The 15,665-nt window shown below is 64.4% G+C and carries 14 protein-coding genes and 1 riboswitch; of the genes, 12 read left to right on the top strand and 2 right to left on the bottom strand.

The annotated features are described in order from the left end of the window. The first annotated feature begins 18 nt into the window (after positions 1 to 18). Genes mmsB through ACTJK4_RS18425 form a run of 3 tightly spaced genes read left to right on the top strand, consistent with a single transcriptional unit; the run spans position 19 to position 2,857 of the window. On the top strand, positions 19 to 912 hold the full coding sequence (gene mmsB, locus ACTJK4_RS18435; RefSeq protein WP_316869543.1) for a 3-hydroxyisobutyrate dehydrogenase: 894 nt from the start codon (positions 19 to 21) through the stop codon (positions 910 to 912). Further along, on the top strand, positions 912 to 1,709 hold the full coding sequence (locus ACTJK4_RS18430) for an enoyl-CoA hydratase (RefSeq protein ID WP_316657454.1): 798 nt from the start codon (positions 912 to 914) through the stop codon (positions 1,707 to 1,709). Before mmsB ends, ACTJK4_RS18430 begins: the two co-directional genes overlap by 1 nt. Next, positions 1,706 to 2,857 (top strand): enoyl-CoA hydratase/isomerase family protein, encoded by a 1,152-nt coding sequence (locus ACTJK4_RS18425; protein ID WP_440818616.1) that lies wholly within the window; start codon positions 1,706 to 1,708, stop codon positions 2,855 to 2,857. The genes ACTJK4_RS18430 and ACTJK4_RS18425 overlap by 4 nt, the downstream gene beginning before the upstream one ends. Positions 2,858 to 2,866: 9 nt before the next feature. Here the strand turns inward: ACTJK4_RS18425 and ACTJK4_RS18420 are convergent, their stop codons facing one another. Beyond that, a complete protein-coding gene (locus tag ACTJK4_RS18420) occupies positions 2,867 to 4,360 on the bottom strand; it encodes an acyl-CoA synthetase (RefSeq protein WP_440818615.1) in 1,494 nt (497 codons plus the stop codon). 270 nt (positions 4,361 to 4,630) lie between these two features. Continuing rightward, a riboswitch (Fluoride riboswitch) is annotated at positions 4,631 to 4,708 on the top strand. 77 nt (positions 4,709 to 4,785) lie between these two features. Here ACTJK4_RS18420 and ACTJK4_RS18415 point away from each other — a divergent pair. Continuing rightward, complete coding sequence (locus ACTJK4_RS18415; protein ID WP_440818614.1) at positions 4,786 to 6,045, top strand: voltage-gated chloride channel family protein; 1,260 nt, start codon at positions 4,786 to 4,788, stop codon at positions 6,043 to 6,045. On the opposite strand, the gene ACTJK4_RS18410 is transcribed toward ACTJK4_RS18415, so the two are convergent. Continuing rightward, entirely contained in the window at positions 6,033 to 6,743 is a 711-nt protein-coding gene (locus ACTJK4_RS18410) for an IclR family transcriptional regulator (RefSeq protein ID WP_440818613.1), read from the bottom strand. The two genes, ACTJK4_RS18415 and ACTJK4_RS18410, sit on opposite strands and share 13 nt — an antisense overlap. Positions 6,744 to 6,911: 168 nt before the next feature. Here ACTJK4_RS18410 and ACTJK4_RS18405 point away from each other — a divergent pair, with 168 nt between their 5' ends. The 8 genes from ACTJK4_RS18405 (at position 6,912) to ACTJK4_RS18370 (ending at position 15,662) form a co-directional block, all read left to right on the top strand. Continuing rightward, on the top strand, positions 6,912 to 7,610 hold the full coding sequence (locus ACTJK4_RS18405; protein WP_260801339.1) for an RraA family protein: 699 nt from the start codon (positions 6,912 to 6,914) through the stop codon (positions 7,608 to 7,610). After that, complete coding sequence (locus ACTJK4_RS18400) at positions 7,610 to 8,560, top strand: NAD(P)-dependent oxidoreductase (protein WP_343618542.1); 951 nt, start codon at positions 7,610 to 7,612, stop codon at positions 8,558 to 8,560. The genes ACTJK4_RS18405 and ACTJK4_RS18400 overlap by 1 nt, the downstream gene beginning before the upstream one ends. Positions 8,561 to 8,565: 5 nt before the next feature. Further along, a complete protein-coding gene (locus ACTJK4_RS18395; protein WP_440818671.1) occupies positions 8,566 to 9,516 on the top strand; it encodes an SMP-30/gluconolactonase/LRE family protein in 951 nt (316 codons plus the stop codon). Positions 9,517 to 9,572: 56 nt separating this feature from the next. Continuing rightward, a complete protein-coding gene (locus tag ACTJK4_RS18390) occupies positions 9,573 to 10,946 on the top strand; it encodes an MFS transporter (RefSeq protein WP_440818612.1) in 1,374 nt (457 codons plus the stop codon). A gap of 46 nt (positions 10,947 to 10,992) precedes the next feature. Beyond that, a complete protein-coding gene (locus ACTJK4_RS18385; protein ID WP_440818611.1) occupies positions 10,993 to 12,039 on the top strand; it encodes an amidohydrolase family protein in 1,047 nt (348 codons plus the stop codon). A 32-nt stretch (positions 12,040 to 12,071) separates the two neighbouring features. Beyond that, entirely contained in the window at positions 12,072 to 13,325 is a 1,254-nt protein-coding gene (locus tag ACTJK4_RS18380; RefSeq protein WP_440818670.1) for an MFS transporter, read from the top strand. A gap of 76 nt (positions 13,326 to 13,401) precedes the next feature. Then, positions 13,402 to 14,727: an MFS transporter gene (locus tag ACTJK4_RS18375; protein ID WP_316869554.1), complete on the top strand. Its 1,326-nt coding sequence runs from the start codon at positions 13,402 to 13,404 to the stop codon at positions 14,725 to 14,727. A gap of 2 nt (positions 14,728 to 14,729) precedes the next feature. Then, on the top strand, positions 14,730 to 15,662 hold the full coding sequence (locus ACTJK4_RS18370) for an amidohydrolase family protein (protein ID WP_440818610.1): 933 nt from the start codon (positions 14,730 to 14,732) through the stop codon (positions 15,660 to 15,662). The last annotated feature ends 3 nt before the right edge of the window (positions 15,663 to 15,665 follow it).

Below are 15,665 nucleotides of genomic sequence, written 5' to 3'. Positions count from 1 at the left end.
CGCACCGGGAGCGTTGTCATGAAAATCGCATTCATCGGCCTGGGCAACATGGGCGCCCCCATGGCGCGCAACCTGCTCAAGGCGGGCCACGCACTGAGCGTATTCGACCTGAACGCGCAGGCAGTGGGCGCGCTGGTGGAAGCCGGTGCTGTAGCCGCCGCGTCCCCCAAGGACGCTGTGACCGGCGCGGAGACGGTCATCACCATGCTGCCCGCCGCCGCCCACGTGCGCCACGTGCTGACGGCGGAAGATGGCGTGCTGGCGGGCATCGCGAAGGGCGTGCCGATAATCGATTCCAGCACCATCGACCCGGCCAGCGTGAAGGCGTTTGCTGCGCTGGCGGCCGAGCACGGCAACACCTTTGTCGATGCTCCAGTCTCTGGCGGTACGGGCGGCGCGGCGGCCGGCACGTTGACCTTCATGGTGGGCGGCAGCGCGGCGGCGTTCGAACAGGTGCGCCCCGTGCTTTCCGCCATGGGCAAGAACCTCGTGCATTGCGGTGACTCCGGCGCCGGGCAGGGCGCGAAGATCTGCAACAACCTCGTGCTCGGCATCACCATGGCTGGCGTGGCCGAAGCCATGTCATTGGGCGAGGCGCTCGGCATCGACCCGAAGGTGCTCGGCGGCATCATCAACACGTCGACGGGACGCTGCTGGAGTTCCGACACTTACAACCCGTTTCCGGGCGTGATCGAGACCGCGCCATCTTCGCGCGGCTACACAGGCGGCTTCGGCACCGACCTGATGCTCAAGGATCTGGGCCTGGCCGGCGATGCGGCAAAGTCGGTCCATCAACCGGTCTACCTGGGGGCGCTCGCGCAGCAGCTCTATCAAACCGTGAGCAGCAAGGGCGATGGCAAGCTGGATTTCTCCGCCGTCATCAAGCTGTATCGGAAAGACGGAGCGGTGTGATGATCGAACTGGAAACGCTGCATGACGGCACCATCGCGGTGCTGACGCTCAAGCGGCCGCCGGCCAACGCATTCACGCCGGAAGGTCTGCTGCAACTGCAAGCCACCGTCGAACGGTTGAACGCCGACGCGCGCGTGCGCGCCATCGTCGTCACCGGCGACGGGCCGAAGTTCTTCAGCGCAGGGGCGGATCTCAACACCTTTGCCGATGGCGACCGCGATGTGGCCCGCGAGGCCGCTGCGCGCTTCGGTGCCGCGTTCGAGGCGCTGCAGAATGCGCGGCCGGTGGTGATCGCGGCCATCAATGGCTTTGCGATGGGCGGCGGCCTGGAGTGCGCGCTCGCATGTGACATCCGCATCGCCGAGGCCCACGCCAAGCTGGCCGTGCCCGAGACGGCCGTCGGCCTGCTCTGCTGCGGTTGCGGCACGCAGACGCTGCCGTGGCTCGTGGGTGAAGGCTGGGCCAAGCGCATGATCCTGACCGGCGAGCGCGTCGATGCGCAGACCGCCCTGCGCATCGGCCTGGTCGAGGAAGTCGTGGAAACCGGTGCCGCACGCGAAGCCGCCATCGCCATGGCGCTGCGTGTGACCACGTTGAGCCCGCAGGCCGTTACCTTCAGCAAGCAGCTCATCCATCAGGCGCGCAATGGCGTGCCGCGCAGCGCGGCGCTGGCCGTGGAGCGCGAGCGCTTTGTCGACCTGTTTGACCATCCGGATCAGCGCGAAGGCGTGAACGCCTTTCTGGAGAAGCGCGCGCCGCGCTGGCATGCCGCACACGAATCGGAGACGCTGCAATGAGTGCCGTCCAACGTCAGGCGACGTTGCCCGAGGCAGGCACCGCCGAACCCGAGGTATTGATGCGCGTGGTGAACCGCGTGGCCATCATCACCTTGAACCGGCCAGCAGCCTTGAATGCGCTGTCCCACGGCATGGTGCGTCAGCTGGCGACGCTGCTGGAGCAATGCCGCCACGACGACGGCATCGTCGCGCTGGTGCTGCGCGGCGCGGGCCAGAAGGGCTTCTGTGCCGGCGGCGATGTGCGCACGCTCTATCAGCTTGCACAACAGGGCCGCATGGACGGCGACGACGGCTGGCTGCAATTCTTCGTTGACGAATACCGGCTCGACTACGCGCTGCATCAGTTCCCGAAGCCCATCGTTGCGCTGATGGACGGCATCACCATGGGCGGTGGCATGGGCCTGGGGCAGGCCGCACGTCTGCGTGTCGTGACCGAGCGCACCAAGATGGCGATGCCCGAGACGCGTATCGGCTTCCTGCCCGACGTGGGCGCCACGCGCTTCTTGAGCGTGATGTCCCCCGAGCTTGAGCTATATGTCGGGCTGACGGGCGTGACGCTCACGGGCGCCGACGCGCTGCATTGCCACCTGGCCGATGTGTGCGTGCCTGCGGAATGGCTTGCCTCGTTCGAAGAGCGCCTGCAACGCATGCCGCACGACGGCGACCTCATGCAGGCCCTGCGCCGCGTGTTCGAGCCGCCGTGCAACGTCGTGCCGCACGCGCCGCTTGCACAGGCGACACCGTGGGTGCTGCGCTACTTCGATCGGCGTTCGTCGGTCGATCGCATTGTCGCCACGCTGCGCGAGAGCCTGGAGCGCGAGCAGGCCCGCGAGCCGCGCCAATGGCTGCAGGCCACGCTTGATGCAATGACTTCACACTCGCCGACGATGCTGCACGTCACACGCGAAGCGCTACTGCGCGGTCGGCAGCTGTCACTGGCCGAGTGCTTTCAGATGGAGCTGGGCATCGTCGCGCGCGGAATCCAGGACGGCGATTTCTGTGAAGGCGTGCGCGCGCATCTGGTAGACAAGGATCATCGCCCCGGCTGGGCGCCGGCAACGCTGCCGCAAGTGCGGCCGGAGCGGGTGCGGCATTTCCTGACGTCGCCGTGGCGGGCAGAGGGGCATCCGTTGGCGGGGCTTGGTTGAGCCGGGCGATCAAACGCGCCGCTGCCGGTCTCCCCACCACGCATCGCGCAGCCGGCGCTTGGCGATCTTGCCGTTGTCATCGCGCGGCAGGGCTGTGGTGAATTCGATGTGGCGCGGGATCTTGAAGCCCGCAATCTGGCCGCGCAGCCACTCGATCACGGGCCCGGCTTGCAGGTCTTCGCGTTCGGTCTGCACCACGGCGACAAGGCGCTCGCCGTATTCGTCGTCCGGCACGCCAAAGACAGCGCAGTCGACCACATCGGGGTGGCGCAGCAGCGCATGTTCGATCTCGGCCGGGTAGATGTTCACGCCGCCCGAGATGACCATGTCCGACGCGCGGTCGCACACATACAGATAGCCCTCGGCATCGAGGTAGCCCATGTCGCCCAGCGTGACGAGGCCATCGCGCTCGGCCTTGCGACGTGCCTCGTCGTTGCCGCGATACGTGAAGTCTGGGTAAGCGGGCTGGCGGCTGTAGATCAGGCCGATCTCGCCCGTGTCGCATGGCGTGCCGTCGTCGTGCAGGATGCGCACCTGCGCGTCGCACACCGGGCGGCCGGCGCTGCCGGGGCGAGTGGCTGCGTCGCGCGGGTCCATCACCGTGATCATGCCGGTCTCGCTCGACGCATAGGTTTCGTAGATGACGGGGCCGAGCCAGTCGATCATCTTGCGCTTGATCTCCGGCGCGCAGGGTGCGCCGGTGGAGGCCACGAAGCGCAACGAAGACAGGTCGTAGCGGCTGCGTTCTTCGTCGGTCAGCTTGAGCAGGCGCACGTACATGATGGGCACGAGGTAGACGGTGTCGATGCGGTAGCGCTCGATCTGCTCGAGCACGCGCAGCGCATCAAAGCGCGCGTTCACCACCAGCAGCTCCGCCATCTGCGCGGCTTGCTGCGCGAATAAACTCGGCGCGCTGTGATACAGCGGCGCCGGCACCAGCGCACGGCAGCCGGGCACGATACCAAACGTGGCTGCCACCACGGCACGCGCCTTTTGCAGATGCGCATCGAGCTGATCAAGCGGCACGGCCTGACGCACCACGCCCTTTGGCCGGCCCGTGGTGCCCGAGGTATAGGCCATGTGCCCGCGCGGAGAAACCATCGGCCCGTCGTATGGCGTCTGCAGCGCGAGCCAGTTGGCATAGCCGTCGGCACGGTCGGTGCCTTCGGCGTCCACACGCAACAGCTGCACATGGGCAGGCAGCAGCGGCTCTGTTGCATCGACGAGATCGCGATGGCCGATCAACACCTTGGCGCCCGAATCGCGCACGAGAAATTCCACCTCGGCCGGCGTGAAGTGCCAGTTGATGGGGCAGAAGTAGCACCCGGCGATGCGGCAGGCGTGCATCACGTCGATGTAGGCGGGCGCATTGCGCAGCAGCACCCCGATCACGTCGCCCTCCTGCACACCCATGCGGCGCAACCCACCGGCAAGGGCGGCACCCCGCGCGAGCAGCGTGTCGGCATCGGTCGGGCGATCGTCGAAGATGAGGCTGGCGGTCATGCGTGTCTCCTGTGCGAGGTCTCTTGGGGGACGGTTGCCGAATCCATGCAGCATGCCGGATCGAGCCGGATTGAACAATCCACGGTGAATTGCGCACACTGGTGAATGTAATTGGACAACGCACCCTTGGCAGCGCGCGCCAAGCCACCGGAATGATGAGGCACGCCGGAGGCGGAAAAGTCAGCCCGATTTGATGTCAAGGACGGCCTTTTTTTGGGGCGCGCGCGATTGTGCCCGGTTGTGACCGCGACCGCCTTCAGGCACAATGCGCAACCTTGTGGAGATGGCATTCCTCCCTTAACCGCCGGTCTGCGGATCACGAAACCGGCTGATGATGCCTACAAGTTCCTGAACGAAGGAAGTTGTAGGCACACGCCCAAACGACGTTCTGTCGCTCAGGTTTGAGTTCTTCGAATCTGGTCATCATGAACAAAACGCTTACACGCTCCGAGCCGATGCTCATGTTCGGGTATCTGCTGCGCTGGCTCTCGCTGGGCTCGCTCGTCGGCATGCTCGCCGGCTTAGGCTCTGCGGTGTTGCTGCTGGCGCTCGATTGGGCGACCAACACGCGCACCGCCCACCCGTGGCTGCTATGGTTCCTGCCCGTGGCGGGGCTTGCCGTTGGGTTGCTCTATCACTACACGGGGCGCTCGGTGGAAGGCGGCAACAATCTGCTGATCGACGAGATCCACGACCCCAAGCGGGTCGTGCCCAAGCGTATGGCGCCGCTCATCCTGCTGGGCACCGTCGTCACCCACATCTTCGGTGGTTCAGCGGGGCGTGAAGGCACGGCTGTCCAGATGGGCGGCAGCTTTGCGGACTACCTGACGCGCTTGTTCTCGCTGGCGCCGGCGGACCGGCGCATCTTGCTGATGGCGGGCATCAGCGCCGGTTTCGCATCGGTGTTCGGCACGCCGCTGGCTGGTGCCGTGTTCGGGCTGGAGGTGCTTGCGATCGGGCGTCTGCGTTATGACGCGATCCTGCCGTGTTTTATCGCGGCCATTGTGGGCGACTTGGTGCCGCCGCTGCTGGGCGTACACCACACGCCGTATGCGATTCCGTTTGTGCCGCATCTCACGCCAATCGCCATTGGCCTGGTTGTGGTGGCCGGCATCATCTTCGGTCTGACGGGAATGACGTTCGCGGCGCTCACGCATCGGCTTGGCCGCCTGTTGAAGCATCACATTGCGTTTGGCCCGCTGCGCCCCGTGCTGGGCGGCAGCGTGGTCGTGGCTGCGACCTTGGCGCTCGGTACAGACAAATACCTGGGCCTCGGCATTCCCGTCATCGTGGATGCGTTCCACAACCCGCTTCCGGCCTACGACTTTGCCGGCAAGGCGGCCTTCACCATCGTGACGCTGGCCTCGGGTTTCAAGGGTGGCGAAGTCACGCCGCTGTTCTACATCGGTGCCACGTTGGGCAATGCGTTGGGTTATGTGCTGCCGCTGCCGTTTCCGCTGCTGGCCGGCCTTGGGTTCGTTGCGGTGTTTGCGGGTGCCGCCAATACGCCCATCGCGTCGACCTTGATGGCGATGGAGCTCTTCGGCCCTGAAGTCGGCACGTTTGCCGGCATCGCGTGTGTGGTGAGCTATCTCTTCTCAGGCCACACCGGCATCTATCATGCGCAGCGCATTGGCCATGCAAAGCGTCCTACCGAGGCAGCGCCTTCACATCAAACACCGTAGAAGCGTTCGCACAACGCCGCACTTGCGCCGAGCTTGCGCGACAGCTCGGACGCCGCCTGCAACTGCTTGGCGACGACATCCCCAGCGGTGCGCGCCGCTTCCAGCCGGGAGGCTGCGCCCGACAGCGTCAGCGCAGCCATGAACTTGTCGCCGGAACCGAAGATGGGCGTGGCAAACGCCGCCGTGTGCTGATCGCGCGCGCCGGAGGTGAACAGCGGTAATTCGGGCACGCCGTCATACAACGCTTCACCCAGCCCCCAATAACGCAGCACGTGGCTGATGGCCGTGTCGTCCAGTGGCAGCGACGTGCCAGGCAGACGGGTCTCGCGCAGGCCTTCCGAGGGCTCGGCGCGGAACAGGCAAAGCCGCCGGCCGTGATCGATGACGTAGTACGATGCGCTCTCTCGCGTGGCCGCCGCCAGGGCGTGCAGTACCGGCTCCACCACGGACGACAAGTGGAACGACTGCTCGTACAGCTTGCCGAGATACAGCAGGCGCGGCCCGAGCGAGTACGCGCCGGACTCGGAGCGGATGACATAGCTCATGCGCTCCAGTGAGTTCATCAGCCGATACACCGTGGTCTTGTGCATGCCCGACGCTTGCGCCAAGGTCGCGAGTGACAGCGCTTCCGCCCCCGGCTTGAAGCAATCCAGCAAGGCCAACGCCTTTTCTACTGCGGCAACGCCGTCATTTCCCATTTCCGAATCCCCGAACTCCGAATGGCACGATTGTACTATGTACAACGCCGTTGTATCTGGCGGAAGGGTAAACGCTAGTGGATCGACCCGCCTGCGGTGGCTATAGTGATTTCACTGAGTACACCACAGTTTTACACAGTAAAACATCATAGTCTGAGGCAGGTTTTTATGAGTACCCTTTCGCACAACACTTCCGCCATCGTTCGCGATATCGAGCGCGTTTCGCCCGCGCTGGTCGAGGCGGCTGCCCGTTTTCAGGCCGCCATCCTGGCCGACGTTGCCGGCCGCCGCGGCACCTTGAACTGTCGCGTCAAACCGCTCGCGCCGACCATGAAGGTGGCCGGGCCGGCCGTAACGGTCGAAGTCCGCCCGGGCGACAACCTCGCCATCCATGCCGCGCTGGCGGTCGCCAAGCCCGGCGATGTGATCGTGGTCGACGGCAAGGGTGACCAGAGTTGCGCGCTGATCGGCGAAATCATGGCCACGCAGGCGCAGGCAACCGGCATCGCTGGGTTTGTCATCGATGGGGCGGTGCGCGATTCGCACGAACTGGCGCACGGCACGTTCCCGATCTTTTCTGCCGGCTTGAACCCGTGCGGGCCGACCAAGAGCGTGGCTGGGCGCGTAAATCTGCCCGTATCCGCCGCCGGCGCGACGGTGCATCCGGGTGACCTGGTGGTGGGCGATGCAGATGGCGTGGTCGTGATCCCGCGTGCCGACGTTGAGCGCATTCTCGTGCTCGCACAGAAAAAGGTGGACGCAGAAGCGGCCCGCATTGCGGCGATCCGCAAGGGCGATACGCGCCCGGGCTGGCTCGAGAAAGAACTGCGCGCCGCGGGCATGCTGGCTGAAGGTGAGGCACTGTAATGAGCACGACTGCAACCAAGCCTGTCCTGCTCGTCACGGCGGCTGACCTGGCACCCCAAGCATTGGAGATGCTGGGCGATTTCGAAGTCGTGTTTGCCGGCAAGCAACCCACCGAAGACGACATCGTCGCGCTCTGCGCGCGGCACAAGCCGGTGGCGATCATCGTGCGCTACGGCAAGATCAACGCCCGCATCATGGATGCCGCGGCCGGTAACCTGCAGGTGATCTCCAAGCATGGCAGTGGTATCGACGTCATCGATCAGGACGCCGCCGCGGCGCGTGGCATCGCGGTGCGTGCAGCAGTGGGGGCCAATGCCGCCGCCGTGGCCGAGCATGCGTGGGCACTGATCCTGGCGTGTGCGAAGTCTGTCCCGCATCTCGACGCGCGCATGCATGCCGGGCATTGGGATAAAGCGACGCACAAGTCGGTCGAGCTGGATGGCCGCACGCTTGGCTTGGTCGGCTTGGGCGCGATCGGGCGCCGGGCCGCCGCGATCGGGCTGGCGTTCGGTATGCACGTTGTCGCATTCGACCCGTACGCCAAGGAGGCGCCCGCAGGCGTCAAGCTGGTGAGCCTGGGCGAGTTGTACGCACAGTCCGATGTGGTGTCGCTGCACTGCCCGTTGACGGCCGAGAACCGCAAGATGCTGAACCGTGACGCGTTCAACTGCTTCAAGCCCGGTGCGATTCTGGTCAACACGGCGCGCGGCGGCCTCATCGACGAACCAGCGCTGGTGGAAGCGCTGGCCAGTGGCCAACTCCGTGCAGCAGGGCTCGACAGTTTTGACGTGGAGCCGATGACCACGCCGCATCCGTTCCAGGGCGTTGCGAACATCATCCTGTCGCCGCACATCGGCGGCGTGAGCGACGCGGCCTACGTGAACATGGGCAAAGGCGCGGCGGCCAATGTGCTCGAAGTGATCGAGGAACGTGCCCGCACGGCGGCGTGATGTCCATGTTCCTGCTCTCGCCACCCGTGGTGCGTGAAGCCGAAGTCTTCACGCGCATGCCAGCCAAGTTTCGCAAGCCCGATGTCCAGACGGAATGGGCACGCGTCAACCGCGGCGGGCAAGCCACCGATTCCTTTCTCGAAGGACCGGTGTGGTGTCCGGACGGCCGCGGTCACAGTCATCTGTACGTGACGGATATCCCGCACGGCCGCGTCTTCCGCATCTCAATGGCAGGCGATTGGGAACTGGTGACCGAATACGACGGCGAGCCCAACGGCATGAAGTTCGTCGACGATGCGCACCTGCTCATCACCGACTACCGCAACGGGCTGATGCTGCTCGACATCAAGCGCGGCGAAGTCACGCCGTATCTGGAGCGCCGCAACTCGGAGCGCTTCAAGGGCGTGAATGACCTGACGTTCGACTCGCACGGCAACCTGTACTTCACCGACCAGGGACAGACTGGGCTGCAAGACCCGACAGGGCGCGTCTATCGGCTCTCGCCCGAAGGCAGGCTCGACATGCTGCTCGGCAATTGCCCCAGTCCCAACGGGCTTGTGCTGTCGCCCGACGAGAAGGTGCTGTACGTCGCCATGACGCGCGGCAACTGCGTGTGGCGTGTGCCGTTACAGGCCGATGGCTCCGTCAGCAAGGTCGGACAGTTCTTCACGTCGTACGGCCCGAGCGGCCCGGATGGTTTGACGATCGACACGGCGGGGCGGCTGTTCGTGGCCAACCCCGGACTCGGCCGCGCATGGGTGCTGAACCACCGCGCGGAGCCAGACGTGATCGTGACCAGTCCCGAAGGTGCATCGCTTACGAACCTGTGCTTCGGTGGCCCTGAAATGAAGACGCTGTTCATGACCGAATCGGTGTCCGGCACGGTGCTCAAGACCGAGATGGACATCGCCGGCCCGCAGCCGCATCGGGCACAGCAGACAAAAGCCACGCCCTAGCCACAGATCATCGATACACAACCCCTAGCGCTCATAGAAGCGCGATGGAGGAGACCATGCAAATGTCCCAGACCTTGAGTGCCACCACGCCAGCGCATGGCGCGGATGTGCGCGCCGCCGCCACGCTGCCCGATGCGGACTACCAGGCGAGCGAACGCACGCTGGCCAAGGCATTCCGCCGCATCCTGCCGTTCATCTTTGCCTGCTATGTGATCAGCTATCTCGATCGCACCAACGTGGGCTTTGCCGCACTCACCATGAACAAGGACATTGGCCTGACGGCCGAGCAGTTCGGGTTCGGGGCGGGGCTGTTCTTCATCGGGTATTTTCTGTTCGAGATCCCGAGCAACCTCATCATGCAGAAGGTGGGGGCGCGCATCTGGATCGCGCGGATCATGATCACGTGGGGCATCTTCTCGATGGCTACGGCGTTTGTGGTCGGGCCCAAGAGTTTTGCGGCGGCGCGCTTTCTGCTGGGTCTTGCCGAAGCGGGCTTCACGCCGGGCATCTACCTGTACTTCACGCATTGGTTTCCGGGGAAGTGGCGCGCCAAAGTGACGGCTGCCTTCCTGGTCGGCATTCCGGTGGCGAACATGATCGGCTCCCCCATTTCCGGCGCGCTGCTCGAACTCGGTGGCCTGCATGGACTGCGCAGCTGGCAATGGTTGCTGCTGATCGAAGGGCTGCCGGCGGTGCTGCTCGGTATCGCGTGCCTGTTCGTGCTGGCGGATCGGCCGGAGAAGGCGACATGGCTTACCGACGATGAGAAGGCCGTCCTTGCGCGCCGCCTGGCGCTGGAGCAACGCGACATCGCCAGCAAGCACGGCGCGACCCTGCGCGGAGCCATGACCAATTGGCGCGTCTTCGTGCTGGCGTTCATCAACTTCTGCGGCATTGTCGGCTCCATCGGCGTGGGCCTCTGGATGCCGCAGATCATCAAGCAGTTTGGCGTCGAGCACACCGTGGTCGGGTGGCTGACGGCCATTCCATATGCCGTGGGTGCGGTGGCCATGCTTTGGTGGGCGCGTGTGGCAAACCGGGCGCAGAACCGCATCCCGTATGTGGCGGGTGCGCTGGTGGTTGCAGCGGCAGCGCTGGCGGCCAGCACAGCCGTGGATGCACCGGCGCTCAAGCTGCTGGCGCTGTGCCTGACCGTGAGCGGCATCCTGGCGTTCCAGGCCACGTTCTGGGCGATTCCGTCCACGTTCCTTACGGGCCGTGCGGCCGCGGGCGGCCTGGCGCTGATCGTTTCCGTGGGCAACCTCGGCGGCTTTGTCGGTCCGTCGATGGTCGGTGCCATCAAGCAGTTCTCGCATGGCTTTACTGCGCCGCTGCTGGCGGTGTCGGCTGTGTTGCTCATCGGAGCGCTGTCGATTGCCTGGCTGGGCGACCCGGGCGCCGATGCCGGTGAAGCCGACGCGATCCGCTGACGCAACGCCTCCAGCCCGGTTGACTTCATCCTCATCGAGAAAGCCCGTGCAAATCGTCCATGCGCCGCATCTGCCTATCAGGCAAGCGTGGCTCGCCACCCGTCAGGAAGCGGTTCTGCTGCCTGAGCTGCCGATCATCGATGCGCATCACCATCTGTGGGATCGGCAGACCGGCCGCTATCTGACCGAAGAACTGCAGCAAGACGTGAGCTGCGGCCATCGGGTCATTTCGACGGTCTATGTGCAGTGCAGGTCGATGCTGCGGAGCGACGGTCCTGTCGCCATGCGGCCGGTGGGTGAGGTCGAGTTTGCCAACGGGGTTGCTGCCATGTTTGCCAGCGACGCCTATGGGCCAGCACGCGGTTGTGAGGCAATCGTTGGAGGAGCGGATCTCTCATTGGGACGAGACGTTATCCCTGTGCTGGAAGCCATGCTTGAAGTCTCTGGTGGGCGATTGCGCGGCATTCGCAATCCGCTTGCATGGCACGAAAGCGATGCGGTGCGCTCCAGCCCGGTAACCCCGCCGCCGGACCTGATGTTCAGCAGGCCGTTCCGGGAAGGTGTCAGAGCGCTGGAACGCTACAACCTGTCGCTCGATGCCTGGGTCTATCACACACAGCTCGACGCGTTGTTCGAGCTGGCGAGTGCGATGCCAGGGGTCACGATCGTCATCGACCACTTTGGTGGGCCGATTGGCGTCGGCCCGTACGCTGGGCAATCCGCCGCTGTATTTCAAGACTGGCGCAAGGCACTGACCCGGCTGGCAAGTCTGCCCAACACGCGGATGAAACTCGGCGGTGCGGGCATGACCGTGTTCGGCTTCGATTTTGCGTCTCATGAACAAGCCCCCGCATCGGAGATGCTCGCAGCCGCGTGGAGGCCGTACTTCGAGACTTGTGTCGAACTCTTCGGCGCAGACCGGTGCATGTTCGAAAGCAACTTTCCGGTCGACAAGGGGATGTTCAGCTACGCGGTGCTTTGGAATGCCTTCAAGCGATTGGCCGGAGCAGCGTCGCCTGACGAGCGGGCCGCGCTGTTCAGTCGTACGGCTGCATTGACGTACGGATTACACGTACCAGGAGACAAAACATGAAGGTTGTCAGTGCCGATGCACAGGCGGAGAACATGGCAAGCCGCCAGTCAGAGAATGCGCGGCGGATTACCGGCGCGGAGTGGCGTTCGCTGTCATTGGCTGGGCTGGGCTGGACGTTCGAGAGCTATGACTCTTTTCTTCTCTCGTTGCTGTTGCCGACGCTGGCGCTGCAGTTTGGCCTGAGCAAGACGCAACTGGGCCTCTTTACCAGCATCACGGCGGCTGGGCAGATCATCGGTGGCATCTTCTTCGGTTACGTGTCTGACCGTATCGGAAGGGTTCGGACCGCGATGCTCTGCATCGGCATCTATTCGCTGTTCTCTGGCTTGCTCGCCGCCGCGCCGAACGAGCACTGGTTTGCGGCTTTGCGTCTATGTGGAGCCTTGGGAATGGGCGGGATGTGGACCGCCGGCGCTGCCCTGATCGCCGAGACGTGGCACGCGAGCCGCCGTGGCAAGGGTGGGGCATTGATGCAGATGGGCCTGCCCATCGGCGCAATCATTGCAATCAGCGCGGCGGGGCTGGTCAGTAACCTGAATGATGGTTTGGCCGGCAATGGATGGCGCGTGCTCTTTCTCATTGGAGCGCTGCCATTCTTTATCCTGTACTGGGTGGCCCGTCGCACGCCCGAGTCGCCGATCTGGCTTGAACGTCAAGGCAAGACGGCGCTTACCGCAACCCGGGCAAGTCGGGCGCACACAACTCCAGCAAGCCTGAACGTTCGCGGGTTGTTGACGGCGTTTTTCTTCATCTTCTTTCTGCAGTACCTGTACTGGGGTGTCTTTACCTGGACACCGACCTTCCTGATCACCGTCAAGCATCTGGATTTCGTGCACAGCCTGAAGTTCGTGCTCGCGCTGCAGTTCGGTGCCATCGCAGGCTTCTTGCTGTTTTCCGCACTGGTGGACCGGGTGGGCCGCCGACCGATGTTCATTGCCTACCTGCTCGTGGGGGCCGCAGCCGTGGGTGTCTATATTCTGTCGTCGAATCCGTTGCTGTTGATGGTGGCGATTTTCCTGACCGGATTTGGTGTGAACGGCATCTTTGCCGGATCGGGCCCGTTTCTGGCAGAGATCATCGGGAACACGACCTCGCGAGGGTTCCTCATGGGGCTGGCCTACAACGGCGGACGACTCGGTGGTTTCATTGCGCCGCTGTTGATTGGTGCGCTCGCTTCGACATCGGGAGGCTTTGTCCTCGGGTTGTCTACCACGATCGTGGCGTTTACGGCCGCTGCGATTGTCGTTCTTCTTGCCCCCGAAACCCGCGGCAAGACGCTTGGGTGATCCCCTGTCGTTCTTCCAGCACTGATTTCGCCTCAGAGGGCCCGTAGAGAGCGCCCATTGGCATCCGGAGACCTGTATGCAACAAGCTGGCATCACTGATGTAACTGATCTTGAAAAGCAGACCCTGAGCAAGGTGGTCTGGCGGCTCGTGCCATTTCTCATGCTCTGCTACCTGCTGGCCTTCATCGACCGCGGCAACGTGGGCATGGCCTCGCTGCAGATGAATCATGACCTCGGGCTGACGGCCCGCGTGTTCGGGTTTGGCAGCAGCCTCTTCTTCGTGTCGTACTTCTTCTTCGAGGTGCCGAGCAATCTTGCGCTGCAACGCTACGGCGCGCGCATCTGGATTGCGCGGATCATGATCACGTGGGGGCTGATCTCGGCCGCGACGGCACTGGTGCAAGGCCCGGCATCGTTCTATGCGCTGCGCTTCCTGCTGGGCGCGGCGGAGGCCGGGTTCTTTCCCGGCGTGCTGCTGTATCTGTCGTATTGGATTCCGGCAACGCACCGTGCCCGCATCGTGGCGACGTTCATGGTCGCGATTCCGGCAGCGAGCTTCATCGGCTCGCCCATCTCCGCTGCGCTGCTGCAGATGGATGGGTTAGCCGGCCTGCGCGGTTGGCATTGGCTGTTCATCCTCGAAGGCATTCCCACGGTGCTCCTCGGCATCGCGTGCCTGCGCCTGCTGACCGATCGGCCCGAAGAAGCCAAGTGGCTGTCGAGTGACGAGCGCCAGTGGCTCACGAACACGCTGGCTGGTGAAGCGCGTGGGCCCAAGAAGGTTGCGCAGATGCCGCTGGCCAAGCTGTTCTGTAATCGCTACGTGCTGTGCCTCGCGCTGGTGGACGTGTGTGCGTCGGCCGCCGGCAGCACGCTGTCGGTGTGGCAGCCGCAGCTTCTCAAATCGTTTGGCTTGACCGTCATGCAGACGGGGCTGCTGAACTCTGTGCCGTATGCAGTGGCTTCGGTGCTGATGGTGTTCTGGGGCCGCCGCTCGGACCGCCTCAAGGAGCGCCGCTGGCACACCGCCATTCCCATGCTGCTGATCGGCCTCGGCCTGTTCGGCACGTCGCTCAGCGGGTCGCTCGTGCCGACCATGGTGATGCTGTGCGCGGTGCTGGTGGGGGCCTATTCGTTCAAGGGGCCGTTCTGGGCGCTGGCCTCCGGCATGCTCTCGAACAGTGCAGCCGCTGCGGGGCTCGCCACCATCAATGCGATTGCCAACCTCATCGGCGGCGGCCTGATGGTGAACGTGTACGGCTGGGTCAAGCAGGCCACCGGCAGCTATGCACTGGCGCTGATGCCGTTGGCGCTGCTGACGCTGGTGAGCGTGACGACGTTGCTGCTGCTGAGTCGCGCGAAGCCCGAAGCGCAGGTGCTGAACAAGGCGGAGGCGGCCTGACCATGCGCGCCCTCAACAGAAGGCAATTCCTGCAGATCGCGGGGCTGGGCGCCGTGGCGCCCGCTGCTCCGACGCTTACCGAAGCGGAAGAGTTGTGGTCCACCGGTAGCGCCCCGCCGACGTTCAAGCTGCCGGCCGGCGCAGTGGATTGCCATATGCACATCTACGATGACCGTTTCCCCAGTGCCCCGGGCAGCACGCTACGACCGCCCAACGCAAGCATCGAGCAGTACCGCAAGGTGCAGGCGCGTTTGGGCGTGCAGCGCAACGTGGTCGTCACGCCGTCGACGTACGGAACGGACAACCGCTGCACACTGGATGCGCTGAAGCGTTTCGGGCCAAATGCGCGCGGTGTCGCGGTAGTCGATACCTCTGTGACGGATGCCCAGCTTGCGCAGATGCACGCAGCAGGTGTGCGAGCCATCCGCTTCAACCTGAGCTATCCGGGCGCCACCACAGTCGACATGCTTGCCCCGCTGGCGTCACGCATCGGCGCACTTGGGTGGCATATCGAGCTTGTCGTGCAAGGCGCGAAGCTGCCCGCGCTCGAGTCGCATCTGCTTGCGCTGCCATGTCCGCTTGTCATCGACCACATTGCCCATGTGCCGCAGCCAGGAGGCATGCAGTCCGACGCGATGCGCACAGCGCAACGCCTGGTCGACAAGGGAAACACGTGGATCACGCTGTCCGGCCCATACGTCGATACCAAGACCGGTGCACCGGCCTATGCCGACGTAGAGCCCGTCGCCAAGGCATTCATCAACATGGCGCCCGAGCGGATGCTCTGGGGCACTGACTGGCCACATCCGACCGAGAAGATGCACAAGCCCGACGATGCCGCTCTGGTGGATACGATTGCCGCATGGATCGGACGTGCGGATTGGCAGCAGATGATCTTTGTTGCCAATCCGGTGAAGCTCTACGGCTTCGGTTGACCG

Origin of the sequence: Ralstonia sp. 22111 (genome assembly GCF_052045895.1) — a bacterium.
GTDB classification, from domain to species: Bacteria; Pseudomonadota; Gammaproteobacteria; order Burkholderiales; family Burkholderiaceae; genus Ralstonia; species Ralstonia wenshanensis.
Note: the sequence above shows the minus strand (reverse complement) of the source record. Positions and strands in the feature narration are given on the sequence as shown.

Bases quoted from the DNA above. Each gene is read 5' to 3' on its own strand.
- ACTJK4_RS18405 (WP_260801339.1), top strand. From the start codon at position 6,912: ATGAGTACCCTTTCGCACAACACTTCCGCCATCGTTCGCGATATCGAG.
- ACTJK4_RS18370 (WP_440818610.1), top strand. From the start codon at position 14,730: ATGCGCGCCCTCAACAGAAGGCAATTCCTGCAGATCGCGGGGCTGGGC.
- ACTJK4_RS18390 (WP_440818612.1), top strand. From the start codon at position 9,573: ATGCAAATGTCCCAGACCTTGAGTGCCACCACGCCAGCGCATGGCGCG.
- mmsB (WP_316869543.1), top strand. From the start codon at position 19: ATGAAAATCGCATTCATCGGCCTGGGCAACATGGGCGCCCCCATGGCG.
- ACTJK4_RS18430 (WP_316657454.1), top strand. From the start codon at position 912: ATGATCGAACTGGAAACGCTGCATGACGGCACCATCGCGGTGCTGACG.
- ACTJK4_RS18395 (WP_440818671.1), top strand. From the start codon at position 8,566: ATGTTCCTGCTCTCGCCACCCGTGGTGCGTGAAGCCGAAGTCTTCACG.
- ACTJK4_RS18410 (WP_440818613.1), bottom strand. From the start codon at position 6,743: ATGGGAAATGACGGCGTTGCCGCAGTAGAAAAGGCGTTGGCCTTGCTG.
- ACTJK4_RS18380 (WP_440818670.1), top strand. From the start codon at position 12,072: ATGGCAAGCCGCCAGTCAGAGAATGCGCGGCGGATTACCGGCGCGGAG.
- ACTJK4_RS18400 (WP_343618542.1), top strand. From the start codon at position 7,610: ATGAGCACGACTGCAACCAAGCCTGTCCTGCTCGTCACGGCGGCTGAC.
- ACTJK4_RS18375 (WP_316869554.1), top strand. From the start codon at position 13,402: ATGCAACAAGCTGGCATCACTGATGTAACTGATCTTGAAAAGCAGACC.
- ACTJK4_RS18425 (WP_440818616.1), top strand. From the start codon at position 1,706: ATGAGTGCCGTCCAACGTCAGGCGACGTTGCCCGAGGCAGGCACCGCC.
- ACTJK4_RS18415 (WP_440818614.1), top strand. From the start codon at position 4,786: ATGAACAAAACGCTTACACGCTCCGAGCCGATGCTCATGTTCGGGTAT.
- ACTJK4_RS18420 (WP_440818615.1), bottom strand. From the start codon at position 4,360: ATGACCGCCAGCCTCATCTTCGACGATCGCCCGACCGATGCCGACACG.